This window comes from Curtobacterium sp. 458 (assembly GCF_030406605.1).
GTDB lineage: Bacteria > Actinomycetota > Actinomycetes > Actinomycetales > Microbacteriaceae > Curtobacterium.
In genome coordinates, this window is record NZ_CP129104.1 from 630,765 (window position 1) to 656,666 (window position 25,902).

Sequence of the window (25,902 nt, forward strand, 5' to 3'; positions counted from 1 at the left end):
GATCACGGGTGTCGCCGACGTCACCGCACTGCGCCATGATGTCCCCATGACACAGGACGCCGACGCCCCGTTCCGCGTCTCGTTCGTCTGCAGCGGCAACATCTGCCGCTCCCCCATGGCCGGCATCGTCTTCGCCCAGCTCGCCGCCGACGCCGGGCTGAGCGACCGCTTCGTCGTCGAGTCCGCCGGCACCGGCGACTGGCACGTCGGCGAGCCCGCGGACGAGCGCACGATCGCGGCCCTCGCCGCGCGCGGATACGATGGCAGCAGGCATCGCGCCCGCCAGTTCGACCCGGACCGGTTCCCGGACCTCGACCTGGTGGTCGCACTCGACCGCTCCCACGAACGCGTCCTGCGCTCGTGGGCACCGACCATGGACGACGCCGCGAAGGTGACGCTCCTCCTGCGGTACGACGACGCCTGGCCCCAGCAGACCGACGTACCGGACCCGTACTACGCGGACCGGCACGAGTTCGACCGAGTGCTCTCGACCGTCGAGCGGGCCTGCCGGGCGCTCTTCCGACAGCTCGAGCCGGCAGTCCGTCAGGGAGCCCCATGACCCCCCTTCCCCCGCAGCCGATCAGCCCGCTCGACGGGCGGTACTACCCGATCGTGCACACGGTGGGCGAGCACCTCTCCGAGGCCGGCCTCAACCGCGCACGCATCGTGGTCGAGGTCGAATGGTTGGTCTTCCTGACCGACCACGCGATGTTCACCACGTCGCCGCTCAGCGTCGACGACAAGGCCGCGCTCCGCCGCGTCGCGGAGACGTTCGGGCAGGAGCAGATCGCGGAGCTCGGCGAGATCGAGGCCACGACCCGGCACGACGTCAAGGCGGTCGAGTACTTCGTCCGTCGTCGCCTCTCGGAGCTCGGGCTCGACGCGATCGCCGAGCTGACGCACTTCGCGTGCACGAGCGAGGACGTCAACAACCTGTCGTACGCCCTCACCGTCCGCGACACCGTCGACCAGGTCTGGCTCCCGGCGTTCAAGGCCGTCATCGCGGCGCTCCGCACGATGGCCGAGGACCTCAAGGCCGTGCCGATGCTGTCGCACACGCACGGCCAGCCGGCCACCCCGACCACGCTCGGCAAGGAGCTCGCGGTCGTCGTGTACCGCCTCGAGCGCGTCCTCGCCCAGGTCGAGGCGACCGAGTACCTCGGCAAGTTCAGCGGCGCGACCGGCACGTTCTCGGCGCACCTCGCCGCGGACCCCGAGGCCGACTGGCCGACGCTGTCGCGCGAGTTCGTCGAGGGCCTCGGCCTGACGTGGAACCCGCTGACGACGCAGATCGAGTCGCACGACTGGCAGGCGGAGCTGTACGACCGCGTCCGGCACGCGAACCGCATCCTGCACAACCTCGCGACCGACGTGTGGACCTACATCTCGATGGGGTACTTCACGCAGATCCCGGTCGCCGGTGCGACGGGTTCGTCGACGATGCCGCACAAGATCAACCCGATCCGGTTCGAGAACGCCGAGGCGAACCTCGAGATCTCGTCCGCGCTGTTCTCCACGCTGTCCGAGACGCTCGTGACGAGCCGGCTGCAGCGCGACCTGACGGACTCGACCACGCAGCGGAACATCGGCGTCGCGTTCGGGCACTCGCTGCTCGCGCTCGACAACCTCCGCCGCGGGCTGTCGGAGATCGCCGTGAACGAGTCGCGGCTCGCGGAGGACCTCGACGGCAACTGGGAGGTGCTCGGCGAGGCGATCCAGACGGTCATCCGCGCCGAGGTCACGGCCGGGCAGTCGAACATCGAGGACCCCTACGCGATGCTCAAGGAGCTCACCCGCGGCAAGCGCATCGGGCAGGCGGACCTCGTCGCGTTCGTGAACGGCCTCGACATCTCGGACGGCGCGAAGGCCCGGCTGACGAACCTCACGCCCGCCACCTACACCGGGCTGGCGGACGAGCTGGTCGACCACCTCGACGTGTGACCTCCGAGTCCGACGGCCGTCTCCGCGATCTGCGGAGGCGGCCGTCGGCGTTCGGGGTGGTCGTGCGCTGACGCGCCGGCCTGGGCCCACGCCGCCGGTTCCTGGCCGATGCGCCAGCGGCGGGCAGGCCGTGCCGGTGGGGAGAGGCACGGGTCGGCCCCGCCGCGGACGTCACCACCTCAGGTGGTGACGTCCCGCGCCTCGGCGACCAGTGCCTCCAGGACGGTGCGCACGCCGGGACGGACCGCACGGTCCGGACGGACGAGCGCATCGATGCGCCGTCCCGCTCGGACGTCCGCGAGCTCCGCCAGGTGGAACCGTCCGGCAGCGCGCGTGCCCGACGTGTACCGCGGCACGAGCGCGATGCCGTGTCCGGCGGCCACGAGGTTCTCGATCACCGGTAGGTGGATGGTCCGGAACGCGACGCTCGGCGGGGTGTCCGTCGCCGCGGCGAGCGCGGTGAGCACGCGATCGATCGGGTAGTCCTCCGGGACACCGATCCAGGTCTCCCCCACGACGTCGTCGATCCCGACCCGTCGGCGTCCGGCGAGCGGGTGGTCCGGCGGGAACGCGACGTCGAGCGGTTCCCGGAGGAGCGGGACGGTCTCGAGGCCGGACCGACCCGCCGGTGGCGCCCCGTCCGGCCGGTGCCCGACGACGACGTCGTGGTCGGCGGCGAGCGGGCCGAACTCGTCCTCGCTGACGTCCACGTCGACCAGGACGAGCTCGATGCCGGGGTGCTCGCGCATCCGGGTGAGGAGGCCCGGCAGCAGCAGCTCCGCGGCCGACGGGAAGATCGCGAGGTCCACCCGGCCGACGGCTCCGCCGACGTGGTCGCGCCAGGCCGCGTCGACCTCGGCGACCGCGGTGGCGATGCCGGCGGCGAGCCCGGCGAGCACCCGCCCGTCGTCGGTGAGGCGGACACCGCGGCCGCTGCGCTCGACGAGCGGTGTCCCGACCTGTCGCTGCAGGGTGCGGAGCTGCTGCGAGACGGCACTCGGCGTTCGGTGGGTGGCCTCGGCGACGGCGGTGACGCTGCCGCGCTCGGCGAGCTCCCGGAGGACGGCGAGGAGCTGCACGTCGAAGTCGACCATGCAGGGACCCTACAACCTCGGTGTCGAACTGTTCGCTGGTGCTACAGCTTCTCCGCAGCCATCGTTGGAGGGTGCTCGCCCGTGATCGTCTCCTCGCCGTCGTCGTCGCCGTGGCCTGGGGACTGAACTTCCCCGCCACCGCGCTGGCCCTCGACCACTTCCCGCCGTTCCTGCTCGCGGCGCTGCGGTTCACGCTCCTCGCGGTGCCGACCGTGCTGTTCGTGCCGCGCCCGCGCATCCCGTTCGGACGGCTCCTGCTCGTCGGGCTGGGGCTCGGCGTGCTGCAGTTCGCGTTCCTGTACCTGAGCATGGCGTCGGGGATGCCGTCGGGGCTCGCATCGCTCGTGCTCCAGGCGTCGGCGCCGTTCACCGTGGTGCTCGCGGGGGTGTTCCTCCGCGAGCGGCTCACCGGACGGCAGGTCATCGGGGTGACGGTGGCGGTGTGCGCCCTCGCCGCGATCGCCGTGCACCGGGCGCAGGCGGCGGCGCTGCTGCCCGTCGTGCTCGCGCTGTGCGGGGCGCTCGGGTGGGCGATCGGCAACGTCGCGACCCGGCGGGCGGGGGCGTCGAACCCGCTGCACCTGACACTGTGGTGGTCGATCGTGCCGCCCGTGCCGATGGCCGTGCTGTCGCTGACGGTCGAGGGGCCGGCGCGCATCGGGCGGGCGCTCGGCACCGTGTTCACGCCATCGGCCCTGCCCGCCGACCTCGGGCTGCTCTACATCGTGCTCGTGGCGACGCTCGTCGGGTACGGCATCTGGTCCCGTCTCCTGGCGTCGTACCCGTCGAGCACGGTGGCGCCGTTCTCGATGCTCGTGCCGGTGATCGGGGTGCTCGCGTCGTGGGTGGCGTTCGGGGAGGTACCGGACGCGGTCGAGATCGTGGCGGGGGCGGTCGTCGTCGGGGCTGTGCTGTGGTCGTCGCGGCCGGCGGCACGGGCGCTGCCGGGCGGGCCGGCTGCGGGCGGGTCGGCCGCCGCGGGAGCGGCGGTCGCGGCCGCCGTGCCGGGCGGGCCGGGCGCCGTGCCGGGCGGGCCGGGCGCCGTGCCGGGTGCGCTGGCTGGGCTGGCCGCCGTGCCGGGCGCCGCTGGCGCGGCGGCTCCGGCGTTCAGCCCCGGTGCTGCCGACGCTCCGCGATGATCCCGGCGAGCGCCCCCCGCAGCTCCGGGTACCGGAACTCGTAGCCCGCCTCGAGGAGCCGCGTCGGCACCACCCACCGGCTCTTCAGGACGAGCTCGGTCTCGGTGCGGATCGCGAACGACCCGAGCTCGAGCATCCACCGCGTCGTCGGGAGCCCGATGCGGCGCCCGACGGCGTCCCGGATCGTCGCCATCACCGTCCGGTTGTCCGACGGGTTCGGGCTGGACACGTTGACCGGTCCCTCGATGTCCTGGCGGTCTCGGACGAAGCGGATCGCGCCGAGGACGTCGTCGATGTGCACCCACGAGAACTTCTGCCGTCCCCGGGTGCGGCGGTGCTCGTGGTAGGTGCCCGCACGGAGCCGTGCCGGGGTCGGGAACCACGCGCCGTCGTACTGCGGGCCGCCGAGCCCGGCCTGGGCCAGTCGGAGCAGCGGTACGAGGGCGCTCCCGTCGCCGAACACGATCGCCATCCGGAGTGCGACCCGCCGCGTGGACGGCAGGTCGGCCCCGAAGAACGCCTGCTCCCACGCCTTCGCGATGCCGACCGAGAACCCCTCGCCGAGCTCCCCGGTGTGCTCGTCCTGCGGGCGGTCGTCGGCGTGCCGGTAGATCGTCGCGGTCGAGGCGTTCACCCACAGCGGCGGCGGGTGCTCGCTCGTGCGGATCGCCTCGGCGAGCTCGAGCGTCGTCTCCACCCGCGAGCGCAGGATCTCCCGACGGTTCCGCCGCCCGTACCGACAGTTGACGCTCTTGCCCGCCATGTTGACGACCATCGCCGCGCCGTCGACGAGCTCACGGATCCGGAGGGTGTTGCCCCACACGGCGTCGCCGGTCCGTCCGACGGTGACGACCTCGTACCCCTCGTCCGCGAACGCGCGACGGAGGTACTGCCCCACGAAGCCGCTCGCTCCTGCGACGACCACCCGGGCCTTCGGGCCCGGTCCCGGTGCTGCCATCAGCGTCCTCCTTCCGGCACGACGGAGTAGCGGAACGCCCCCTCGTACCGGTACAGCGTGCCGACGAACGGCGCACGGAGCACCAGGGACACGCGCTGGAGACCCGCATCGTCATCGAATCGTTCGACGAGCGTCACACGCGGAGCGATCACCGCCGGGAGGCCCCACTCGCGTCCAAGCGCCCGGAACGTCACGTGCGTGGAGACCAGGCGCAGGGCGCCCGCGTCGGGTCCGCCCGCGTCGACCTCCGCCCGGAGTCGTGCGCTGACGCGCCCGCGACGCCCGAGGTGGTCGACGAGGCCGTCGGGGCCGGCGGTGATCGCGTCCACCATCGTGCGGTCGCCGGTGCGGAACCGGAACGTCCGGTGGGCCCGGACCGCGACGTGCCCCTCTGCCCCTCGTCCGCGCCCGACCCGCACCGGCCGGTTCTCCACGGTGAACGGCACGTCGAGCTCCCACACGGGGAACATCACCGCGTCGCGGGCGAACCAGGCGAGCACCGGCCAGAGCCACCGCCGTGGCGTGCCGACGACGTCGAACACCCCCGTGCCCCGGCCCACGTGACCCGGTGGCACCGCGCCGAAGTAGGTGCGGAGTCGTGGGTGCAGCCCGGCCAGGACGTCGGCGGGCGTGCTCAGTTCGTACGGCGACCGGACCACGCCCCGATCCTGGCACGCCGTCGGTCGCGGCTCCTACGATGTCGGCATGGGACACGACCACGGGCACACGCACGGACACGCCTCGGAGCGTGCCCTGCTCGTCGCGTTCTGCATCTCGGCGGGCATCCTCCTCGCCGAGGTCGTCGGCGCCGTGGTCACCGGGTCACTGGCGCTGCTCGTCGACGCCGGGCACATGGTGGTCGACACGGGCGGGATCGGCATCGGCCTCGTGTCCACCCGGCTCGCCCGGCGGAGCCCGACGGCACAGCGCACGTGGGGGTACCAGCGTGCCGAGGTGCTCGGCGCCACGGCCCAGGCCGCCATCCTGCTCGCGGTCGGTGTCTTCGTGATCATCTCCGCCATCCAGCGGCTGTTCGTCCCGGCGGAGATCCACTCGGGTCCGCTCCTCGTCTTCGGCGTGGTGGGACTCGTCGGCAACCTCGTGGCCTACGCGGTGCTGCTCCGGGCCTCGGGCGAGGGCTTCACCTCACGGGCCGCCCGACTCGAGGTGCTGAACGACACCCTCGGTTCGGTCGCGGTCATCCTCGCGGCGGTCGTGCTCATGGTCACCGGGTGGGAGCGTGCGGACTCGGTGGCGGCGATCCTGATCGGGCTGCTCATCCTGCCGCGGGCGCTCCGGCTGCTGCGCGAGACCGCGAACGTGCTGCTGGAGTCGACGCCGCCGGGCCTCGACCTCGACGCCGTCCGCGGCCACATCCTCGAGCTCGACCACGTCATCGCTGTCCACGACCTGCACGCCACCCTCGTCGCGACGGGCGTGCCGAACCTCACCGCGCACGTCGTGGTGGACGACCACTGCTTCTCGACCGCCCACGCGCCGCGCATCCTTGACGAGCTGCAGCAGTGCGTGGCGCAGCACTTCGACGTCCCCGTGGAGCACTCGACGTTCCAGCTCGAGCCCGCGTCGCACCGCCGGCACGAGCACGAGGTGCACGCCTAGCCCGCGCACCCGGGCGTCCCGCCGGGTTCCCGCTTGCCACGAAACGCGCGCGTCCCGACGTCCCGCGCGTCGATCTCGGCGAGTTTCGTCGCACGCGTTCCTGGCACGTCGATGCGGGAGCACAGAGCGACGATGCACGTGTCGAACGACGGGTGCGTCGTCGGAACGCGCGCGTTTCGTGCACACACCCGGGCGGCGCGGGACGCGCGGGTCAGCAGCCGTCGGTGCGGGTCGGGTAGGCGGTGATGACGCGGTCCGTCGTCGCGGAGACGATCACCTTGACGAAGGGCTCGCGCTCGGGGCGTGATCCGTCGTCGAACGACACCGGCGCGGCGAAGCAGACCTTGCCGTCGCCGGCGTCCTGCGGGTAGCCCGAGCGCGGGGTCGTCAGCGCTGTCCGGACCGCGGTGAGCATGGCGTCGTCCCAGTCGCGCGAACCCCGCCCGCCGAGGACGTCGGTCCAGTCCTGGTCGTGCCGGGCCCGGATGTGCTCGTAGCCCTGCCCGGAGTTGCCGCACTGGAGGACGACGCGGCCGAGGGCGTCGGTGTCGTACTGCGCCACGACCTGTCGGCCGTCGGTCTCGCACCGGTCGAGGACGTCCGCACCGGGCAGGTCGGGGCCGTCGCGCGTGATGACCACGACGCCGTCGCTCGGCAGCGTGGCCCCCGGGGTCGACGGACCGCCGGACGCGGCGCCTCCGTCCAGGACCGGCTCGTCGACGCCGCGCTCCGCGGTGAGCACGAGCCCGCCCGCGAGGAGCCCGGCGGCGACCACGGCGGCGACACCGGTGATGACGGACCGGCGACGCTTCTGGGACATGCGGACAGTATGCCGGACCGGCACCGCGCCTCCAGGCCGGGTCGGACCCGCCGACCCGGCGACCTGCCGACCTTCCGACCCGCCGACCTCCCGCGTCGGCCGGGCCCGCGTCACGGGCCGTGTCGACTACGCCCGCGCCGCGAGCCGCTGCCCGGCGAACACCGCGAGCACGGCCACGAGCACCACGTACCCGACGAGCACGACGATCGTCGGGAGCACCAGCAGAGCTGCGCCGACCGCGACCACCGGGACGGTGAGGCCCGCGTACGCGATGAGGAACGTCGCCGCGAGCACCCCGCCCCGACGCTCCGGCCCCACGAGGGCGCCCGCGCTGGCGATCGACGCCCGGAAGAGCAGCCCGACGCCAGCACCCGCGACGACCCCGCCGCCGATGAAGCCCCCGACCTGCAGGAGCACGGCGGCCACGGCCAGCACCGCGAGCCCGCTGACGAGGAGCACGACGCCGAGCCGGATCTGCCCCCGTTGCGAGAGCCGGGCGAACACGAGCTGGCTCAGGGCGCTCGCGGCGAACACCCCGAACGTGGTCGCGCCCGCCGCGAGCCGGTCGGTCACGTGGAACGTGGTGGCGAGGAACGTCGGCGCGACCGAGGTGAAGAGGCCCTGGACGGCGAGCGCCGCGAACGCCCCCGTGCCGGCTGCCCAGAACGCAGCACCCTTGCCCTCGGGGGCCTGCAGGCGCTGCGGGCGGTACGACACCCGCGACGCCGGGCGGTCGACGGTCTCGGGCGCGACGAGCACCACGACGAACGCGATCGTCAGCGCGACGACGAAGACGACGTACGGGACCATGAGGGGCTGTCCGACGAACTCGGCCAGCGCGCCACCGACGAGGGCACCGAGGGACAGCCCACCGAGGTTGACGGCTCCGGCGGCGACGCTCGCACCCTTCGCGGACGCCTCGGAGCCGGTCGCCCGGACCCGCAGCTCGCCGAGGTGCGCGGTCGCCGTCGCGGTCAGGGTACCGACGCCGAGGCCGGTCACCAGCCGCGCGACCACCAGCCCGGTGACGTCGTTCCACACCAGGAAGAGCACCGCCGCCAGGAGTTCGAGCGCGATCGACACGAGGATGAGCGGCTTCCGCCCGTGGACGTCGCTGAGGTGTCCGGCGAGCCAGAGGGAGCCGACGACGCCCACGCCGTACGCCGCGAACACCACGGTCGTCGTGATCGTGGGGAAGCCGTCCCGCGCCTGGTAGATGACGTACAGGGGCGCCGGGACGGTCGCGAAGGCCATCACCGAGAGGAAGGCGAACGCGACGGCCCAGAAGCCGGCGCCGTGTCGACGTCGCGTGTGGGCCCGCCGACCGCGCGGGGCGGGGGCGACCCGGGTCGTCCGGACGGATCCCGTGCTGTGCTCGATGACTGACATGGTCCGATCCTCTGCCTCGTTGAGCATCGAGTCCAACGGACGCTCTTGATGATCACCATCGATCTGGTCGATGATCGGGTCATGGAGACCCGCCTGCTGGAACAGTTCGTCGCCGTGGCCGACGAGGGTGGCGTGACCCGTGCGGCCGAACGCCTCTGGGCAGCGCAGTCGACGGTGTCCGCCGGCCTCGCGTCGCTCGAACGGTCGCTCGGCGTCCGGTTGTTCGATCGCACCGGCCGCACCCTCGTGCTCACGACCGCGGGTGAGGACCTGCTGCCGCACGCCCGGGCCGTGCTGGAGTCCCTCGACCGGATGCGCGACCTCGCGACGGTGGACGACGCCGACCTGCGCGGACGGGTGCGGCTCGGGATCTTCACGAGCATGGACATCGTGGACCTCACGGGGGTGCTGCGACGGTTCCGGCAGCGGCACCCGCTCGTCGCGGTGGAGTTGATGACGTCGCCGTCGGGGACGACCGGACTCGTGCAGGACCTCGTGGCGGGGCGGATCGACCTCGCGTACTCCGGTCTGCCGAACCCGCCGAGCGGTGTCGTCGTCGAGCCGCTGCGGGAGTTGCCGTTCCGGGTGTTCACGGCGCCGGACCACCCCCTCGCCGGTCGGGCGTCGGTGTCACTCGCGGAGCTCGCCGACGAACCGTTCGTCGACACGGCGCACGGGTTCGGCAACCGGGTGATCCTCGACCAGGCACTCGAGCAGCGCGGCATCCGGCGCCGGATCGTCGCGGAGATGAACGACATGCCGGCGGTCGTCCGGTTCGCGGCCGCCGGTCTCGGGGTCGGCGTGGTGCCGGACTCGGGGGTGCGGCACGAGGGCGCGGTGCTCGAACTCGAGGACGACGTACCGCCGCTGCGGATCGGCCTCGCGATGCGCACCGCCCCGGAGCCGAACCGCGCGACGCAGACGCTGGCCCGCGACATCGTCGCGGCGCGCGTCGGGTAGTCACCCGACCGACGGACTGGCGCGGCACGCTCGGTGGCAACGCTCCAGCGTTGCGCGTGCCGCGCTGACCGAGCCTGCGAGGGAAGACGGCACGGCGCCGCCACGCGCCTCCAGGCCGTCAGTCCCCCCAGATCTCCCCGACGATCGCGGGCAGGAGCCCGTTCGTCGGGAAGTCGGTCTGCACGATCTCGATCGCGAGGTTCCCGCGGGTGAAGTAGGTACCGGTCACGTCGACACCGCTGTCCGTCCCCGGACGGTAGGTGCACGCCCGACCCCCCAGACGGTCGACGCACGTCGGATCGAAGCTGTCGACGTTGCTCGCCGCGTACTCGTTGAGCTCCGACGTCACCGGTCGGACCGTCACACTGATGTGTGCCGCCACGCCCTCGTTCTGCCACCCACAGGCGAGCGACTCCGCCGGGTCGCGGAGCTTCTGGATGCGGTCGTTGCCGTCCGGTTCGCGTTCGCCGCCGTCGGCCGTCCAGATCGTGGACGTCTGCCGAGCAGCGCCGAAGAAGCGGGCGTAGTCGGCATCGGGGACGAGGAGGTAGCAGTCTCCCGGGATCCGGACGTCCGGCTCGCTCGCCGCCGTCGCGGTGCTCGTCGGTGTCGGGCGGGGCGCAGGGGTCGTCGTGATCGGCGCGGACGTCGGAGTGGTCGCAGACGGAGCCGGCGCGGGCTCCTGCGTCGCGGTGGGTGCGGCGACCGGCTGGTCCTGCTGGGACAGCGACACCGCGACCGCGCCCGATGCGGTCCCGAGCGCCAGCAGCCCGACGACACCGATCGCGATGCCCGGACGGATGCGGCGACGCCGGGAACGCGGGGTGGCGCGCTCGAGGACGTTCTGCTTCATCGCCACGAGCATCCGCTGGAGGTCGTCTCCCTCGGGGGGTTCAGTGTTCATCGTGCATCACCGCCTTCCGCAGTCGTGCGCGGGACCGTGCGACCCGCTGGGTGACCGCACCGACGCTCAGGCCGAGCAGCTGTGCCGCCTCGGCGTAGGAGTGTCCCTCGAGGAGGCACAGCTCGCAGATCCGTCGGTCGGTCTCGGGCAGGGCCGCGATCTCGTCACGGACCCAGCGGAGTCGCTCGGCGGCCTCCGCGTGGTCATCGGGTGCCGGGAGTTCCTCCGGGAGTTCGACCCCGCGGCGTCGCGCCTGCTTCCGACCGACGTTGAGCGCGTGGTTCCGGCAGACGACGAGCAGCCACGGCAACATCGTGTCGGCCGGCAGCTCGAGGGTCGACGCACGCTGCCAGAGGGTGAGGAAGCTGTCCTGCACGGCCTCCTCGACGTCCGGGCGGCTCTCGACGACGGCCCAGGCGTACCGGGTGAGGGTGGCCGCGTACCGGTCGAACGCCCTCGCGAGCGCCTGCTGGTCGCCGTGCCCGATCGCCCGGACGAGTTGCTCGTCCGTCTCGGTCCTCGTCTCCACGTCCACATCCCACCTCCTTCGACCAGGAGTGTCGGCAGGACCCGCGATCATGACAGCGCAGTGTCCGGATCGAGCGTCCGGGCGTGTCGGGACGGACCGGTCACGACCCAGGACGGGGCCGGACGCCTGCGGTCAGTGGAAGTCGTCGCCGTCGCTCTCGCCCGGGGTCTTGTGCCCACCGAGCATGTCGTTGTCGTCCTGGTCGCTGGTGGACGCCAGCTGGAGCATCGCGAGCACGACGACGACCACGATGAACGCGACACCGAGGAAGATGACGGCGAGGTGAGGCTCACGGGTCGAGATGAGGACCACCAGCGCGACGAACACGGCGATGATCGCCGAGATGCCGAGGAGTTCGGCCGGGCGCAGACGGTCGCGGCGGCTGGGGGTGGTCATGCGTGTGGTGCTCCGTCCGGGGCGGCTGCCGGAGCGGCCGTGCCCCACTTGTGCGAGAGTCCGGCGATCACGTGGAAGACCGCCGTGACGGCGAGGTAGGCGCCGAGCAGGCCGACCAGGATGATCGGCGCGTCGAGGGTGCCCTGGGCCTCGTCGATGCCACCGAGCTGCTTCGAGTAGTCGGGCGGGGTCACGAGGAAGGCGATGGCGAGCAGCAGGGTCAGGCCGCCGACCGTCGTCCAGTCGCGGGCGAACGGAGACCGGCCGCGGGCGCGCAGTCCCTGTGTGAGCTCGAGCGCGCCGGTGAGGACCGCGAACGCCACGACGATCGTGATGAACGCGGGGAGACCGCCGCCGTTGAGGACCAGCGCGGCGATCCCGCAGAGGACCGCGATGATCGCCTGCGCGAGGGTCGACCGGCGAGCGCGCCCGTCGCCGTCGAGTCGACGCGAGCCGGCGGCCAGCACGATGCCCTCGACCACCGCGTACCCGCCGAACAGCAGCAGACCGTAGCCGGCGGCGTGGTTCGAGGAGAAGGTGATCACGAGCGCGACGACCGCAGCGGGGACGGCCCGAAGGACCGGGATCGGCCAGTACCGTGCGCGACGGGTGGCGTCGTCCATGGTGGAGACGTCGTCCACGGAGTCGGACACAGGACCTCTTTCAGGCATGCGGATCGTACGGTCGATCCTACCGCCGGCGGGGTGGACGCCCGACCGGGGCCGGGCGTCCGCGCTGAGGATGCTCGAACCCGGTCGGGCGGCCGCGCCCGATCAGACCGGATCGACGTCCGACCCGGAGCCGACACCGGGTGCCGGGACCCGGTCGGTGGCGCCGGTCACGAGGCGGTGCCGCCGACGCGCGAGCCACCAGCAGGCGCCTCCGGCGGCGAGCACGACCCCGGCGAGCGCCGCGACCATCGCGAGGTCCGCAGCACCCGTGTACGCGAGCGCCGTTGGTCCACCGGCACGAGCGTCGGACCCGTCCGGCGCCGCGACGGGCGATCGGTCGGCTCCGGGTCGGCCGTCACCGTCGGTCGGCGTGCCGGTGGGCTCCGGCGAGACCGACGGCTGCGGTGACACGGACGGTTCCGGGCCGGCCGGATCGACGACGCCGATGACCACCTCCTCCGACTCGTCACCACCGTCGGGGTCGGTCGGTGACGTGGCCGTCGCCACGTTCGGGATGTCGGAGCCGTCGCCGCGGTAGTCCGGGTCGAGCTCGGCCCGGATGCGGAACGCGGTGGTCTCCCCCGCCGCGAGCGAGCGTCCGGAGTGGCACGTGACCGTCTGCCCCTCGGCGGCGCAGTCGTCCGGCGAGCCGGTGAAGCGCAGCGGTCCGGGGAGGACGTCCACGGCGCCGACGTGCTCGGCGACGGCAGGACCCCGGTTGCGGGCCGTCACGGTGTACTCGACCTCGTCGCCGGGCTCGACGCCGTCGGCCGGGGCCACGCGCTTGTCCGTCTCGACGTGGGCGACCGGTGCGACGCCGTCCACCGTCGCCGTCGCGCGTGAGGTGTTGTCGGACTCGTCGACGTCCGACACGGAGGGCGCGGCAGCGATCGTCGCGGTGCTCTCCAGCGTCCCCGCGGCCTGCTCGGCCACCGTGGCGCTGATCGTGACGGCCGCGGCCGAGCCCCGGGGCAGGTCGAGGTCGGTGCCAACGTCGCCGGTGCCGGACGCCGTTCCGCACGCGGCACCGTCGGCCCCGGCGCACCGCCAGGTGACGTCCTGCAGCTCGTCCGGGACGTCCACGGCGAACGCGCTGGGCGCACTCGCGTTCACACCGACGTTCCGCGCGGTCGCGGTGTACTCGACCGCTGCGCCGGGTGCGAGCTGCGCGGGCAGGTCCTGCTCGACGGCGAGGTCGGCAGGCTTGCGGACGGAGAACTCCTCGATCTCGTGGACGTTGACGTGGCTGCCGGTCGCGGCGGAGAAGCCGAGCCGCAGGGTCGCGGGCAGGGGTGCCTGTCCGTCCCCGTGCAGCGGGACGTCCGCGAGGACGGGCCGCATCTCGTCCCCCTCCTGCAGGCGGACGCTCATCGTCAGCTCACCGGCGTCGCCGGGCAGCAGCGTGATCCGGACGCGCCGTGGTTCGTCAGCTGGTGCGAGGACCCCGGTCGGCGCGGGCGCCCCGGCGATGTAGCGGTAGCCCTCGACCCCGTCGCCGGAGCCGCGGATGACCACGTGCTGCGGGCTCGCTCCTGGGCCCGAACCGTTGATGCGCGCCGAGAAGTTGCCGTAGTGGTCGAGCGCGACGGCCGCGAAGCCGCCGGGGACGCCGGGCAGGTCGCACTGCCGGCTGCCGCCCTCGGTCGACTCCTTCCGACAGGTGTAGCCGAGCCCGGCGCCGAACGAGCCGACGCCCTGGGGAGCGGCCCCGTCCGCGAGGAAGAGCAGGAGGCCGTCCGCGCCGGGATCGTCCTTCGCGGTGTGCATCGTGTACGTGAACTCGATCTCGAGCCCGGTGTCGGACGGGAACGTGTCGTCGGTCGACCACGCTCCCGCTTGCTTGCGGTCGTCCGTGGTGAGGCGCAGACGACCGTCGGTGATCGTCGCGTCGCCGTGCAGCGAACCGCCTGCGGGCGACGTGAACCGGTGGTCGTAGGGGAACGTGAGCTCGGCGGCGGTCGAGGAGGCGGAGACGAGAGCGGGGGCGGCGAGCACGGCGAGGGCGGTGCACACGCTCGCCGTCCCCACGAGCCGTCGGAGGATCCGAGATCTGGTGGTGCTGGGTTCTGTCATGCCCCGATCGTCGCGAGCAGGGCACGGCCGCCGAGGGTCCGTCGGCCGGTCGGTGGACGGACCCGCTCAGCGCGGCGCCTGTGCAGGAACGGCGCGGACGCGCGCTCAGCGGGCCGGGTCCACCCAGACCGTCGTCTCCCCGGGGAGCAGCCCGTCGCCGAGGGGCCCGGACGCGAGCAGGACCCGCCCCGCGGGCAGCGGAACCGGTTCCGTCCCGAAGTTCATGACGCACCGCCACCCGTCGTGCCGGTCGAACGCGACGACGGACGCAGCCGCCGACCCAGACGCGACCGAAGCCGCGGACGCCGTCGCACCGTCGACCCACGTCAGCTCCTCGCCGCGCTGCAGTCGGCCCCGCTCCGCGAGCGCTGCACGGTACAGGCTCAGCGTCGACCCGGGTTCGCCGTCCTCGGCCTCCACCGAACTCGCCCCGAAGTCCTCCGGCTGCGGCAGGTGCGGCGCCACGGCACCGAACCCGAACGACGGCCCCGACGTGGTCCACGGGATGGGTACACGGCAGCCGTCGCGGCCCTTCACGGTGTGCCCGGTCCGGATCCACTTCGGGTCCTGGAGTTCGTCGTGCGGGATCGCGGGCGCTTCGTGCAGCCCGAGCTCCTCGCCCTGGTACACGTAGGTCGAACCGGGCAGGGCGAGCAGGAGCACCGTCGCGGCCCGTGCCCGCCGGAGCCCGCGCTCCCGGTCGAGCGCCGGCGTCGTGCCGTCGGTCATGAGCCAGGCGTCGGTGTCGGTCCCCTCGGGCAGGCCGTAGCGGGTGGCGTGCCGGACGACGTCGTGGTTCGAGAGCACCCACGTCGAGGACGCACCGGACTCCTCCGCCGCTGCGATGTTCCGCGAGATGATCGTCCGGAACACCTCGGCGTCGAACGGGGCCTCGAGCAGGTCGAAGTTGAACGCCTGTCCGAGCTCGGTCGGCCGGGCGTAGAGCACGCGACGCGGCGCCGGGGCCCATGCCTCGGCGACGGCGGCCCGCGGCGGGTCGTACTCGTCGAGCACGAGGCGCCACCCCTCGAAGATCTCGTGCACCTCGTCGCGGTCGTACAGCGGGTCGGAGCCGTCGAGCGGCAACGCCTGCTCGTTCGACGGGCGGTACGGCGTCGAGAGGTCCTTCGCGAGGCCGTGGGCGACGTCGACACGGAACCCGTCCACCCCGCGGTCCGCCCAGAACCGCAGCGTCTCCTCGAAGTCGGCCCGCACCTCGGGGTTCGACCAGTCGAGGTCCGGCTGCTCCGGCGCGAACAGGTGCAGGTACCACTGCCCGTCCGGCACGCGCGTCCAGGCGCTGCCACCGAAGTTCGACACCCAGTCGCTCGGCGGGAGTTCGCCGGACTCCCCCGCGCCCTCACGGAAGACGTACCGAGCACGTTCCCGGGAACCGGGCGGCGCGGCGAGCGCTGCCTCGAACCACGCGTGCGCCGAGGAGGTGTGGTTCGGCACGATGTCGACGATCACGCGGAGGTCGTGCTCGTGCGCGGCACGGAGGAACGCGTCGAAGTCGTCGAGCGTCCCGAGCCGCGGGTCGACCGCCCGGTAGTCGGCCACGTCGTAGCCGCCGTCGGCGAGCGGCGACGGGAAGAACGGCGAGAGCCACACCGCGTCCACGCCGAGCGAGGCGAGGTACGGCACCCGCGAGGTGATCCCTGCCACGTCCCCGAGCCCGTCGCCGTCCGCGTCCGCGAAGCTCCGCGGGTAGACCTGGTAGACGACGGCGTCACGCCACCAGTCGGCATCGGGGGTGCGGGGCGTGCTGGCGGGCGTCCTCGGGGTGCTCACGCGGCCGACGATACCGACGCCGGCTGCGCACGGGAATAGCGGCCCCGGTGACCTGATTGGTTGTACGTGACACCTTTCCGTCAACGAACAAGGGAACGCTGATGACGAACGTCCTGGTCCTGGTCGGCAGCCTCCGCGCCGGCTCCATCAACCGCAAGCTCGCCGAGGCAGCGGAGCAGCACGCTCCTGAGGGCGTCGAGCTCTCCACGTACGACGCGATCACCGACCTGCCCTTCTACAACGAGGACATCGACGGCGACACCCCGCCCGCCGCCGCCGTCGCGTTCCGCGAGGCCCTCGCCGCGTCCGACGGCGTGCTCCTCGTCACGCCGGAGTACAACGGCTCGATCCCGGCCGTGCTGAAGAACGCGCTCGACTGGGCCTCGCGTCCGTTCGGCGCCTCGCCCATCTCCGGCAAGCCGCTCGCCGTGATCGGTTCGGCGTTCGGGCAGTACGGCGGGGTCTGGGCGCACGACGACGCCCGCAAGGTCGCCGGCATCGCCGGCGCGAAGGTCCTCGAGGACGTCAAGGTCGCCATCCCGCAGTCGGTCGTCCGGTTCGCCGAGACGCACCCGAAGGAGGACGACGAGGTCGTCTCGCTCGTGCAGGGCGCACTGCGCGCGCTCGCAGCGACCGCCGCGGAGCCGGTCGCCGCGTAGCGATCGCGGGTCGCCCCGACGCGACCGTCTGCAGCCTGGAGGCGCGGTGCCAGCCCGCACCGCGCCTCCAGTCCGTCTCCAGCACAGCATGCGGACGCATGCGCCTGTCCCCCATCCACAGAGTCGTTAGACGCTCTAGTAAGGAGACGGGTTACGCTGTCCCGCATGTCCACGCAGGAGATCACCGAGGCGTCCGGGTACTGGTTCCCCGACGACGACGCAACGCAGCGCGGCGTCGCCGTCCTCAACGCCCTGCGTCGCTACCGCTCCGCCGAGACCGCGATGCGCCGACGCACCCGTGACTCGATGGGCATGGGCGAGACCGACCTGCTCGCGGTCCGGTTCCTCCTCCAGGCCCAGCGCTCCGGGCGCCAGGTCAGCCCGAAGGACCTCGCGGCGTACCTCAAGATCTCGTCCGCCTCGACGACGATCCTCATCGACCGCCTCGTGAAGTCGAACCACGTCCGTCGTGAACCGCACCCCACCGACCGCCGGGCCCTCGTCATCGTGCCGACCACCGAGACCGACGAAGAGGTCCGCGCCACCCTCGGCGTGATGCACCGCCGCATGATGGCGATCGCCGAGGGCCTGCCCGCCGACGACGCGCGCGTCGTGGCGCGCTTCCTCGAGGACATGCGCAGCGCGGTCGACCAGGTCGACCCCGTCGCCGCGCACTGAACGCGCCCGGACGTCCGGGGAGCGAGCCCGGGGGACGGACGACCAGGGAGCACTGAGGCGACCCCGCGTAGACCGGAGTGGTCACCGACGTGGAAGGAGCCGATCATGCACGCATCGGACAAGCTCGCCAAGAACCTCCAGGCGGTCCTCGTGGACCTCATCGACCTGCACCTCCAGGGCAAGCAGGCCCACTGGAACATCCTGGGCACGAACTTCCGTGACCTCCACCTGCAGCTCGACGAGATCGTCGACGCCGCGCGCGAGTTCGCGGACGACATGGCGGAGCGCATGCGCGCCTTGTACGTGGTGCCGGACGGCCGTTCGGCCACCATCGCCGCCTCGACCCACCTCGACGCCTTCCCGGACGGCGAGATCCTGACGCACGACGCGATCGACGAGATCACGTTGCGCCTCTACCAGGCGACCGGCACCATGCGCGACGTGCACGACGAGGTCGACGAGGAAGACCCCACCACCGCCGACCTGCTGCACGGCTTCATCGAGCGGCTCGAGCAGCTGGCCTGGATGGTCTCCGCGGAGAACCGCTCCCCCAGCACGCCGCTGGCCTCGGCCACCACACCGGCGGTCGCGAGCGCTTCCGACCACGAGTAAGCAGCGCATGGACCTCGGCATCCAGGGCAAGACCGCGCTCGTCTTCGGCGGGGACTCCGGGATCGGTTGGAACACCGCGCGGATCCTCCTCGCCGAGGGCGCGACCGTCGTCGTCACCGACCTCGACCAGAGCCGCCTGGACACCAGCGCCGACCAGCTCGAGGCGCCGAACGGCAAACTGTTCGCCTTCGCCGCGGACGTGACGAAGGCCGACAGCCTCGCCGCCCTGCACGACCGGGTGCGCGAGGCCGTGGGCGAGATCGACATCCTCGTGCAGTCCTCGGGCGTCACCGGCGCCCAGGGGCTGTTCCACGAGATCGACGAGCAGGGCTGGCTCGACACGATCGACATCGACCTCATGGGGCCGGTGCGGATCACGCGCGAGTTCATCTCCGACCTACGGAGCGGCGGCTGGGGTCGCATCGTCTACCTGGTGTCCGAGGACGCCTCGCAGCCGTACGACGACGAACTGCCGTACTGCGCTGCGAAGGCCGGCGTCCTCTCGTTCGCGAAGGGCCTCTCGCGCAGCTACGCGTCTGAGGGCCTGCTCGTGAACTGCGTCAGCCCGGCGTTCATCCACACGCCGATGACCGACGCGATGATGGACAAGCGGTCGAAGGAACTCGGGACGTCGTTCGACGAGGCCGTCTCGTCGTTCCTCGACGAGGAACGCCCGTACATGGAACTCGGACGCCGCGGGGAACCGGAGGAGGTCGCGAACGTCGTCGCGTTCCTCTGCTCCGACCTCGCGAGCTTCGTCAATGGCGCGAACTACCGGGTCGACTCCGGCTCGGTCGCCACGATCTAGGAGCACGACATGACCGACTTCCGGTACCTCATCGTCGGCGGCGGGATGGTCGCGGACTCCGCTGCGCGCGGCATCCGCGAACTCGACGCCGACGGGTCGATCGGGATCATCAGCGAGGACGTCGACCGGCCCTACGCCCGGCCGGCGCTCTCGAAGAAGCTGTGGACCGACCCCGAGTTCAGCTGGGACGAGAAGGTCGACCTCCACACCGAGGAGACCGGCGCCACGTTCGTGCTCGGCACCCGGGTGACGTCGATCGACCGCGACGCGAAGACCGTCACGACCGACCAGGGCGACACCCACGGGTACGAGCGACTGCTCATCGCGACCGGCGGCAAGCCACGAGGACTCGATGGACTCGAGCCCTCCGACCGCGTGCTCGACTACCGGAGCGCCGCCGACTACCGGAAGCTCCGGGAGTTCGCGGACGCCGGCGCGCACGTGGTCGTCGTCGGTGGTGGCTACATCGGCACCGAGATCACGGCGGGCATCTCGCAGAACGGGGCGGAGGTCACGTTCGTGGACCCCGACGAGGTCGTGGGCGGAAGAATGTTCCCCGACGACCTCGCCCGGGCGTTCCAGCAGCGGTTCGTCGACGCCGGGGTGGACCTCCGCCTGGGTCGCCGCGTCGAGTCGGGCACCCAGACCGCCGACGGTGTCGTGCTCACGCTCGACGACGGATCGACGGTCGAGGCCGACGCGGTCGTCGTGGGCCTCGGCATCGAGCCGGTCACGCAGCTCGCCACCGATGCCGGGCTCACCGTCCGGGACGGCATCCTGGTGTCCTCCACGCTCCGGACCGACGACGAGTCGGTCTTCGCCGCGGGCGACGTGGCCGAGTACCCGGACCGGATCCTCGGCACACGCCGCGTGGAGCACGTCGACAACGCGCAGCAGCAGGGCCGGCAGGCCGGGCGGAACCTCGCGGACGCCGACGAGACCTACGACCACACGCCGATGTTCTACTCGGACGTGTTCGACATGGGCTACGAGGCCGTGGGGCAGGTCACCTCGTCACTCCACACCGTCGAGGACTGGCGCGAGCCGACCGTGACCGGCGTCGTCTACTACCTCGACGACGACCAGGTCGTGAAGGGTGTCCTCCTCTGGAACGTGTGGGACAAGACCGACGAGGCCCGGAAGGTGCTCGCCGATGCCCACTCGCTCACGCCGGACATGCTCATCGGACGCATCCAGCCCTGACGGGCCGGACCGACCGACGGACGGGAGGCGCGGTGCCAGCTGGCACCGCGCCTCCCGTCCGTCCGTCAGTCGCGTTCGGCGCGCCGCGCGCGACGCTCCGCGTCGCCGCTGAGCGGGGCGCGCTCCCGTCCGGCCGTCGGTCGCGTTGGGCGTCAGCGCGCGTCGCGCGCCTCGGGGGCGACCTCGTCGACCACCTCGCGTCGGTCGGCCGGGTCCACCGGGACGCCGTCCCCGTCCGCCATCGCGACCGCGTGCGCGGACTTCGCGGCCTCGAGCGCCTCGTCGTCGTTCCGCGCCATGCCGAACAGCTCGATGAAGCGCGACTTCACGAGGAGCCAGGCGTCCCCGGGGCTCAGCCGGGAGAGGTCCGAGGACGTCGAGTCGTCGCGCACCCGCTGGAGCGAGGACACCCCGCGGTCGGGGATGCGACCGGCGACGTGGTCCACCGCGAGCCGCGCGACCGCGTCCGCCTGTGCGTGCATGACCGAGTGCGCGCCGTCGACGACCTCGCGGAGCACCGCGTACGGGAACACCCGCGCGAGACGGCGGACCCAGTCGCGCGGCACCATCGCATCGTGCTCGCCGCGCACGATCAGCGTCCGGGCCTGCACCTCGGCGGCGCGCTCCTCGATCGGGAACGCGATCATCCGCGGCAGCACCTTCGAGAACCAGTGCCATCCGCAGAGCACGTACGCGGTGATGCCGTGCCAGCGCACCGCCGCGGGCTCGTGCACCGTCGACCGGAGGAACCGGAACGCCGACTGCCGAACGGTGCGGGCGCGGGAGTCGACGACCGGGCTGATGAGCACGAGGTCGGAGATGCCCGGACGGCGGGCCGCGACCTCCGTCACGACCTGGGTGCCCATCGAGTGGCCGACGAGCACCGGGTCCTCGAGCCGGAGCTCGTCGATGACCCGTTCGACGGCGTCCGCGTAGCGCTCGATCGACACCTTGCCGCGGAAGTGCGGCACGCCCGCGAAGCCGGGCAGGTCGAGGGCGTGCACCGGACCGTTCTCGTTGAGGTGCGGTGCCAGCCGCTCGTAGTACGTCGCTGCGATGCCCAGTCCGGCGACGAGCACGAAGGCGCGGTCGCCCGGCTCACCGATGGAGCTGACGCGGACGTAGGTGCCGTCGACGGCGATGCGGTCGACCTCGACGGTGACGTCGGCGTCCTCGGCCTCGGCGAGGCGGCTCGCCGGGTCGGGTGCGTGAGCAGCGCGGTCGGGAGTGCGGGCAGCGCGGTCGGCGGCGTGCGTGGTGCGGTCGTGCGGCGTGCGGTCGTCGTCCACGGTGTCTCCTCGGGTCGAACGGTCGCCCAGGATACCCGCGGTGGCGGTCCGCCCGGCGGACCCCACCCCGTCAGCCGCTGAACGTGTACGCGGGGAAGCCGTGCACGCGGGTCGGCACCGCGAACACCGCGCCCGAGTGCGGGTGGTGCTCCAGGTCCTCCTCCGCGAGGTTCTCCCGCGCGGTCCCGACGTAGAGCGTCGACAGGTCCTCGCCGCCGAACGCCACCGAGGTCACGTTCGGGGCAGGGACCTCCACCGTCTCGAGGTGTGCTCCGTCCGGCCCCCACCGCTCGACCCGGCCCGCGCCGTAGACCGCCGTCCAGAGGCAGTCCTCGTGGTCCCGCACGAGGCCGTCGTGCGCGGCCCCGCTGATGAACGGCACCAGTTCGCCGAGCTGCCCGTCCGGACCGTAGGACGCGCGGTAGATCGTCGACGTGCTCGTGTCCGTGACGAACATCGCGGAGCCGTCCGCCGTCCACTCGAAGCCGTTCGCGACACCGAACCCGCCACGCAGCGTCCGGACGGAGCCGTCTGGCTCGACCGCGTACAGCGCCCCGGCCGGGTCCTCGCCACCGAGGTCCATGCTGCCGACGACGAAGCGGCCGAACGGGTCGCACTTGCCCTCGTTGAACCGGATGCCGGGCGTCGCGTGCTGCACGTGCACGAGCTCGCGTTCGACCGCGCCGTCCGGGCCCGTCAGCACCACGGTGTCCCCGAGGGCCGCCACGAACCCACCCGCGGCCCGGGGCTGGAAGCTCGCGAGGGGCGGCGGCAGCGGGACGACGCTCCGGACCGTGCCGTCGGCAGCGGCGGTGGTGAGCGTGCCGAGGGTGATGTCCGTCCAGCGGAGGACCTGCTCCTCCGGGCTCCAGACGATGCTCTCGGCGAGCACGGCTTTGTCGTCGCAGAAGACCGTCACGGGTCCGGTGGTCACGGTGTCCATCGGTCCTGCCTACCGGCGGTCGGCTCCGTGCCCGTCCAACAAGCTCCGTGCCCGTCCGACAAGGTGTGCGGACTCTCACCCGGTTCCTGGTCCGGACGGCTTGCCCCCGCGGCGCGACGAGCGGATCGTTGGGCTTCCATCGTCCGGGACGTCCCGACGACAGGAGGGGGCCCATGACGCCGAAGCCACGACCGTCCCTCCGTACACGCCTCGGCGACTGGGTGTACGTGGCCGTCGGCAGCGCCGCGATCGTCGTCGGGACGGCCGTCGGACTCGCGGTGTCGGTCGGGGAGTTCTTCGCGTCCGGGATGGAACCGAGGGAGACGTCCCAGCCCGCCGACCCGGTCGAAGACGAACCCTCGTAGCGATCCGGGCCCGAGTGGAGACCTGCCCCCGTGACGACCGCCCGCTGCCTCAGAGGCGGGCGTACCGGGCGCGGAAGAAGCTGTAGGCGCCGAACGCCACGAACCCGATGCCGATCACGACGAGCACGACCGTCCCACCGGGCACGCCGCGCAGCGCGTCGAAGGCGCCGTCGAGCCCGGTCGCCTGGTCCGGGTCGCTCCGGAACGCCGCCACGGCGACGAGCACGCCGACGGCGATCACCGCGACGCCCTTGAGGACGTACCCGACGACCCCCAGCACCGTCACGGCGTGCTCGATCGGCTGACGGGGCCGGACGAGCTGCTTCCAGAACGAGCGCCGGGCCCCCTCGACGACCAGTGCGACGCCGATGCCGATCGCCACGGCGGCGACGAGGAGCAGGAGGAACACCCCACCCGGCGTCGCGAGTGCCTTCGCCGCAGCACTCCTCGACGAACCGCTCGAGCTCGTCCCGGCGCCGATCGCGTACTGCACCGCCGACACCGAGACCGCCCCGTACACGATGGCCTTGCCGGCGTTCTTCGCCCGGGCACCCCATGCGCGGGCGCTGTCGCTCCGACCGCCGACGACGGCCTCGACGACGAGCCGGATCGTGAGCGCCGCCGTCCCGACCGCGACGACCCAGAGCAGGAACACCCCGCCGGGGACACGCTCGATCTGCTGCAGCGCCCCGGACTGGTCGGTCTCGCTCCCGCCGGCCGCGCTGCCGATCCCGAGCAGGACGACGAGGTACCCGATCAGCAGGTGGACGACACCGCTGCCGATGAAGCCGCCGCGGGCCAGCAGCTCGAACCAGCGGCTGTCCGCCACCCGTCGGGCCTGTCGCCCGGCGTCCTCGACCGCTCGTTCCGCCGTTCCGCTCATCGATCCAGCGTGCCCGTCCGCCGCCGCCGTGTCCGGGCGGCGCGGTCGCCGGACCGGTCCGCCTGCCGCCGGGAGGCCCGTGGCGGCGCCGCCACGGGCCTCCCGTCCGTCAGTCGCCCTTGACGTTGACGACCTGCCGGAGTGTGTGCCGGACGCGGACCAGGTCCGCGGCGTCCGCCATCACCTGGTCGATGTCCTTGTACGCCGCCGGGATCTCGTCGAGGAACGCGTCGGTGTCCCGGTACTCGATGCCGGCCATCGCCGCCCGCAGCTCGTCGTGCGTGAAGGCCTTCCGGGCCGCGGACCGTGAGAACCGTCGGCCGGCGCCGTGCGGCGACGACTCGAGGGAGGGCTTGTTGCCGAGCCCCTCCACGACGTACGACGCGGTGCCCATCGACCCGGGGATGAGCCCGGGCTGTCCGGCCGACGCCTGGATCGCACCCTTGCGGGACACCCAGACGCTCTTCCCCCAGTGCGTCTCGCGCTGCGTGAAGTTGTGGTGGCAGTTGATCCGCTCCTGCTCGTCGACCCCGGTCCCGAGCACCTCGGCCAGCTGGCGGACGACGCGGTCCATCATCTCCTCGCGGTTGAGCAGGGCGAAGTGCTGCGCCCACCGGAGCTCGGCGATGTACCGGTCGAACTCGGCGGTGCCCTCGACGAGGTAGGCCAGGTCGCGGTCCGGGAGCTCGATCCACCAGCGCTGCATCAGCTTCTTCGCGACGGCGATGTGCCGCTGCGCGATCTTGTTGCCGACCCCGCGGGAGCCGGAGTGCAGGAACAGCCAGACCCGGTCCGCCTCGTCGAGGGACACCTCGATGAAGTGGTTCCCGGACCCGAGCGTGCCGAGCTGGTTCCGCCACCCGCCGTGCGCGCGTGCCGGGTCGAAGCCGGCGGCCTCGGCCAGGGTCTCGAGCTCGGCGATGCGCGGCTCGGCCGTGGCGACGATCTTCCGGTTCGCAGCGCCGGCGGACAGCGGGATCGCCCGCTCGATCTGCTCGCGGAGCGTCCGCAGGTCGGACGGCAGGTCGGCCGCGTTGAACTGCGTCCGCACGGCGATCATGCCGCAGCCGATGTCGACGCCGACGGCCGCCGGCATGACCGCGCCGAGGGTGGGGATGACCGAGCCGACGGTGGCGCCGAGGCCGAGGTGGGCGTCGGGCATGAGTGCCAGGTGCGGGAACACGAACGGCATCCGCGCCGTCGTGCGGGCCTGCTGCTCGGTGTTCTCCTCGAGCACCGAGGCCCAGCTGAGCAATCGGTCGGTGATCTTCTGCATCGTTCGTCTCGCTTCCGTGACGGTGTCGCGGCCGTGGTGACGGCCTTCGGTGGCGGTCCGGGACGACGACGCTGCGGGCGGACGGGTCCGCCCCGAGGGTGGACCGTGCGCGGAGAGCAGGAGGAGGACGCCCCGGGCCGGGTGGGCACGCGGGGCGTCGGGTGACGGTCGCGTGCCTACGCGGGGTTGCGGAGGGACTGGCTCGCGTACTGCCGTCCGGGCAGCACGACGAGCGTGTCGAGCGTGGGCTCGACCCGCTGTTCGAGGTGCCGTACGGCGCGCATGCGCGGTCCTTCCGTGGTGCCCGGGACGGGCGGTCCTGCCGGTGGGCAGGAGCACGACAGTAGTGCGACACGCCCGGGGTGCGCAAGGGCGACACGCCCTGGCACGGCTCAGTCCGCTCGCGTCTCGAGCTGCTGCCGCAGCCGCTCCAGCGCGGGTCCCGCGTCCCGCAGCACCCGCCGCTCACCGTCGGACAGGGCCTCCATCGCGGCGACGAGCACGCGCTCCGCCGAGGCGTCGTACACCGCGAGCCGCTGCCGTGCGAGGTCGGTCAGCCCGACCTCGGTGCTCCGCCCGTCACCGCGCGCGAGCCGCCGTTCGACGAGCCCGTCGCGCTCCATCGCGGCGACGAGGTTGCTGACGGTCGAGCGCGCGAGCCCGAGCGCCCGGCCGAGCGCCGTCGGATTCGACCACCCGTCGACGTCGAGCCGTCGGAGGACCTCGATCTGCGCGTCGGGGATGTCGGGCAGGTCGACGGAGCGTCGCGCGGTGTTGAGGAGCGACCGTCGGAACGGGCCGACCTCGGCGCTCAGCCGACGCGCGACTGCCGGCAGGTCGGGGTCGCTCGGACTGATCGTCACCCTCCCAGGGTACTCACCGGAAATACGTGTGCAACAAA

General features: G+C 72.6%; 27 protein-coding genes. 11 read left to right on the forward strand and 16 right to left on the reverse strand.

Features of this window, described 5'->3' with window-relative positions:
- Positions 1-46: 46 nt before the first annotated feature.
- Both QPJ90_RS03010 and purB read left to right on the forward strand, forming a co-directional pair.
- A complete protein-coding gene (locus QPJ90_RS03010) occupies positions 47-559 on the forward strand; it encodes a low molecular weight protein-tyrosine-phosphatase (RefSeq protein WP_290132990.1) in 513 nt (170 codons plus the stop codon).
- Positions 556-1,941: an adenylosuccinate lyase gene (gene purB, locus QPJ90_RS03015; protein WP_290132991.1), complete on the forward strand. Its 1,386-nt coding sequence runs from the start codon at positions 556-558 to the stop codon at positions 1,939-1,941. The genes QPJ90_RS03010 and purB overlap by 4 nt, the downstream gene beginning before the upstream one ends.
- A 179-nt stretch (positions 1,942-2,120) precedes the next feature.
- Here purB and QPJ90_RS03020 read toward each other — a convergent pair whose 3' ends face one another.
- The gene (locus QPJ90_RS03020) at positions 2,121-3,035 is read right to left on the reverse strand and encodes a LysR family transcriptional regulator (protein ID WP_290132992.1); all 915 of its coding nucleotides are present in this window, start codon (positions 3,033-3,035) and stop codon (positions 2,121-2,123) included.
- Positions 3,036-3,106: 71 nt separating this feature from the next.
- Here QPJ90_RS03020 and QPJ90_RS03025 point away from each other — a divergent pair, with 71 nt between their 5' ends.
- The gene (locus tag QPJ90_RS03025) at positions 3,107-4,174 is read left to right on the forward strand and encodes an EamA family transporter (RefSeq protein WP_290132993.1); all 1,068 of its coding nucleotides are present in this window, start codon (positions 3,107-3,109) and stop codon (positions 4,172-4,174) included.
- On the opposite strand, the gene QPJ90_RS03030 is transcribed toward QPJ90_RS03025, so the two are convergent.
- Together QPJ90_RS03030 and QPJ90_RS03035 are read right to left on the reverse strand one after the other, a co-directional pair.
- Complete coding sequence (locus QPJ90_RS03030; protein ID WP_290132994.1) at positions 4,143-5,132, reverse strand: DUF1731 domain-containing protein; 990 nt, start codon at positions 5,130-5,132, stop codon at positions 4,143-4,145. The two genes, QPJ90_RS03025 and QPJ90_RS03030, sit on opposite strands and share 32 nt — an antisense overlap.
- Positions 5,132-5,791, reverse strand: coding sequence for a DUF4166 domain-containing protein (locus tag QPJ90_RS03035; RefSeq protein ID WP_290132995.1), 660 nt, complete (start codon positions 5,789-5,791; stop codon positions 5,132-5,134). The genes QPJ90_RS03030 and QPJ90_RS03035 overlap by 1 nt, the downstream gene beginning before the upstream one ends.
- 46 nt (positions 5,792-5,837) lie before the next feature.
- Here QPJ90_RS03035 and QPJ90_RS03040 point away from each other — a divergent pair, with 46 nt between their 5' ends.
- Complete coding sequence (locus QPJ90_RS03040) at positions 5,838-6,752, forward strand: cation diffusion facilitator family transporter (RefSeq protein WP_290132996.1); 915 nt, start codon at positions 5,838-5,840, stop codon at positions 6,750-6,752.
- A 211-nt stretch (positions 6,753-6,963) separates the two neighbouring features.
- Here QPJ90_RS03040 and QPJ90_RS03045 read toward each other — a convergent pair whose 3' ends face one another.
- Both QPJ90_RS03045 and QPJ90_RS03050 read right to left on the reverse strand, forming a co-directional pair.
- A complete protein-coding gene (locus tag QPJ90_RS03045; RefSeq protein ID WP_290132997.1) occupies positions 6,964-7,572 on the reverse strand; it encodes a hypothetical protein in 609 nt (202 codons plus the stop codon).
- Between the two features lie 126 nt (positions 7,573-7,698).
- Entirely contained in the window at positions 7,699-8,961 is a 1,263-nt protein-coding gene (locus tag QPJ90_RS03050) for an MFS transporter (RefSeq protein ID WP_290132998.1), read from the reverse strand.
- Between the two features lie 48 nt (positions 8,962-9,009).
- On the opposite strand from QPJ90_RS03050, the gene QPJ90_RS03055 reads away from it, so the two are divergent.
- The gene (locus QPJ90_RS03055; protein ID WP_290132999.1) at positions 9,010-9,921 is read left to right on the forward strand and encodes a LysR family transcriptional regulator; all 912 of its coding nucleotides are present in this window, start codon (positions 9,010-9,012) and stop codon (positions 9,919-9,921) included.
- A gap of 118 nt (positions 9,922-10,039) precedes the next feature.
- Here the strand turns inward: QPJ90_RS03055 and QPJ90_RS03060 are convergent, their stop codons facing one another.
- The 6 genes from QPJ90_RS03060 to QPJ90_RS03085 all read right to left on the reverse strand — a co-directional run bounded on the left by QPJ90_RS03060 (position 10,040) and on the right by QPJ90_RS03085 (position 16,285).
- Positions 10,040-10,825: a hypothetical protein gene (locus tag QPJ90_RS03060; protein ID WP_290133000.1), complete on the reverse strand. Its 786-nt coding sequence runs from the start codon at positions 10,823-10,825 to the stop codon at positions 10,040-10,042.
- On the reverse strand, positions 10,815-11,354 hold the full coding sequence (locus QPJ90_RS03065) for a sigma-70 family RNA polymerase sigma factor (protein WP_290133001.1): 540 nt from the start codon (positions 11,352-11,354) through the stop codon (positions 10,815-10,817). The genes QPJ90_RS03060 and QPJ90_RS03065 overlap by 11 nt, the downstream gene beginning before the upstream one ends.
- Positions 11,355-11,486: 132 nt before the next feature.
- Complete coding sequence (locus QPJ90_RS03070) at positions 11,487-11,750, reverse strand: hypothetical protein (protein ID WP_290133002.1); 264 nt, start codon at positions 11,748-11,750, stop codon at positions 11,487-11,489.
- The gene (locus QPJ90_RS03075; protein WP_290133003.1) at positions 11,747-12,403 is read right to left on the reverse strand and encodes a DUF308 domain-containing protein; all 657 of its coding nucleotides are present in this window, start codon (positions 12,401-12,403) and stop codon (positions 11,747-11,749) included. Before QPJ90_RS03075 ends, QPJ90_RS03070 begins: the two co-directional genes overlap by 4 nt.
- Positions 12,404-12,523: 120 nt before the next feature.
- Positions 12,524-14,494 (reverse strand): hypothetical protein, encoded by a 1,971-nt coding sequence (locus tag QPJ90_RS03080; RefSeq protein ID WP_290133004.1) that lies wholly within the window; start codon positions 14,492-14,494, stop codon positions 12,524-12,526.
- 105 nt (positions 14,495-14,599) lie between these two features.
- Positions 14,600-16,285 (reverse strand): alpha-amylase family glycosyl hydrolase, encoded by a 1,686-nt coding sequence (locus QPJ90_RS03085; protein ID WP_290133005.1) that lies wholly within the window; start codon positions 16,283-16,285, stop codon positions 14,600-14,602.
- Positions 16,286-16,386: 101 nt separating this feature from the next.
- Between QPJ90_RS03085 and QPJ90_RS03090 the strand changes: the two genes are divergently transcribed.
- The 5 genes from QPJ90_RS03090 to QPJ90_RS03110 all read left to right on the forward strand — a co-directional run bounded on the left by QPJ90_RS03090 (position 16,387) and on the right by QPJ90_RS03110 (position 20,245).
- Positions 16,387-16,944: an NAD(P)H-dependent oxidoreductase gene (locus QPJ90_RS03090; RefSeq protein WP_290133006.1), complete on the forward strand. Its 558-nt coding sequence runs from the start codon at positions 16,387-16,389 to the stop codon at positions 16,942-16,944.
- Positions 16,945-17,109: 165 nt separating this feature from the next.
- A complete protein-coding gene (locus QPJ90_RS03095) occupies positions 17,110-17,622 on the forward strand; it encodes a MarR family transcriptional regulator (RefSeq protein ID WP_290133007.1) in 513 nt (170 codons plus the stop codon).
- A gap of 105 nt (positions 17,623-17,727) precedes the next feature.
- The gene (locus tag QPJ90_RS03100; protein WP_290133008.1) at positions 17,728-18,234 is read left to right on the forward strand and encodes a DNA starvation/stationary phase protection protein; all 507 of its coding nucleotides are present in this window, start codon (positions 17,728-17,730) and stop codon (positions 18,232-18,234) included.
- A gap of 7 nt (positions 18,235-18,241) precedes the next feature.
- Positions 18,242-19,042, forward strand: a complete 801-nt coding sequence (locus QPJ90_RS03105) for an SDR family oxidoreductase (protein ID WP_290133009.1) — start codon at positions 18,242-18,244, stop codon at positions 19,040-19,042.
- A gap of 9 nt (positions 19,043-19,051) precedes the next feature.
- Positions 19,052-20,245 (forward strand): FAD-dependent oxidoreductase, encoded by a 1,194-nt coding sequence (locus QPJ90_RS03110; protein WP_290133010.1) that lies wholly within the window; start codon positions 19,052-19,054, stop codon positions 20,243-20,245.
- Between the two features lie 152 nt (positions 20,246-20,397).
- On the opposite strand, the gene QPJ90_RS03115 is transcribed toward QPJ90_RS03110, so the two are convergent.
- On the reverse strand, positions 20,398-21,534 hold the full coding sequence (locus tag QPJ90_RS03115) for an alpha/beta fold hydrolase (RefSeq protein WP_290133011.1): 1,137 nt from the start codon (positions 21,532-21,534) through the stop codon (positions 20,398-20,400).
- A gap of 70 nt (positions 21,535-21,604) precedes the next feature.
- On the reverse strand, positions 21,605-22,477 hold the full coding sequence (locus tag QPJ90_RS03120; protein WP_290133012.1) for an SMP-30/gluconolactonase/LRE family protein: 873 nt from the start codon (positions 22,475-22,477) through the stop codon (positions 21,605-21,607).
- Between the two features lie 173 nt (positions 22,478-22,650).
- Here QPJ90_RS03120 and QPJ90_RS03125 point away from each other — a divergent pair, with 173 nt between their 5' ends.
- The gene (locus QPJ90_RS03125) at positions 22,651-22,842 is read left to right on the forward strand and encodes a hypothetical protein (RefSeq protein WP_290133013.1); all 192 of its coding nucleotides are present in this window, start codon (positions 22,651-22,653) and stop codon (positions 22,840-22,842) included.
- 49 nt (positions 22,843-22,891) lie between these two features.
- On the opposite strand, the gene QPJ90_RS03130 is transcribed toward QPJ90_RS03125, so the two are convergent.
- From QPJ90_RS03130 to QPJ90_RS03140, 3 genes are all read right to left on the reverse strand, one after another.
- Positions 22,892-23,725 carry a DUF1206 domain-containing protein gene (locus QPJ90_RS03130; RefSeq protein WP_290133014.1) on the reverse strand — a complete coding sequence of 278 codons (834 nt, stop codon included), beginning with the start codon at positions 23,723-23,725 and terminating at the stop codon, positions 22,892-22,894.
- 109 nt (positions 23,726-23,834) lie between these two features.
- Entirely contained in the window at positions 23,835-25,001 is a 1,167-nt protein-coding gene (locus tag QPJ90_RS03135) for an RtcB family protein (protein ID WP_290133015.1), read from the reverse strand.
- Positions 25,002-25,393: 392 nt separating this feature from the next.
- Positions 25,394-25,864, reverse strand: coding sequence for a MarR family transcriptional regulator (locus QPJ90_RS03140; protein ID WP_290133016.1), 471 nt, complete (start codon positions 25,862-25,864; stop codon positions 25,394-25,396).
- Positions 25,865-25,902: the final 38 nt, after the last annotated feature.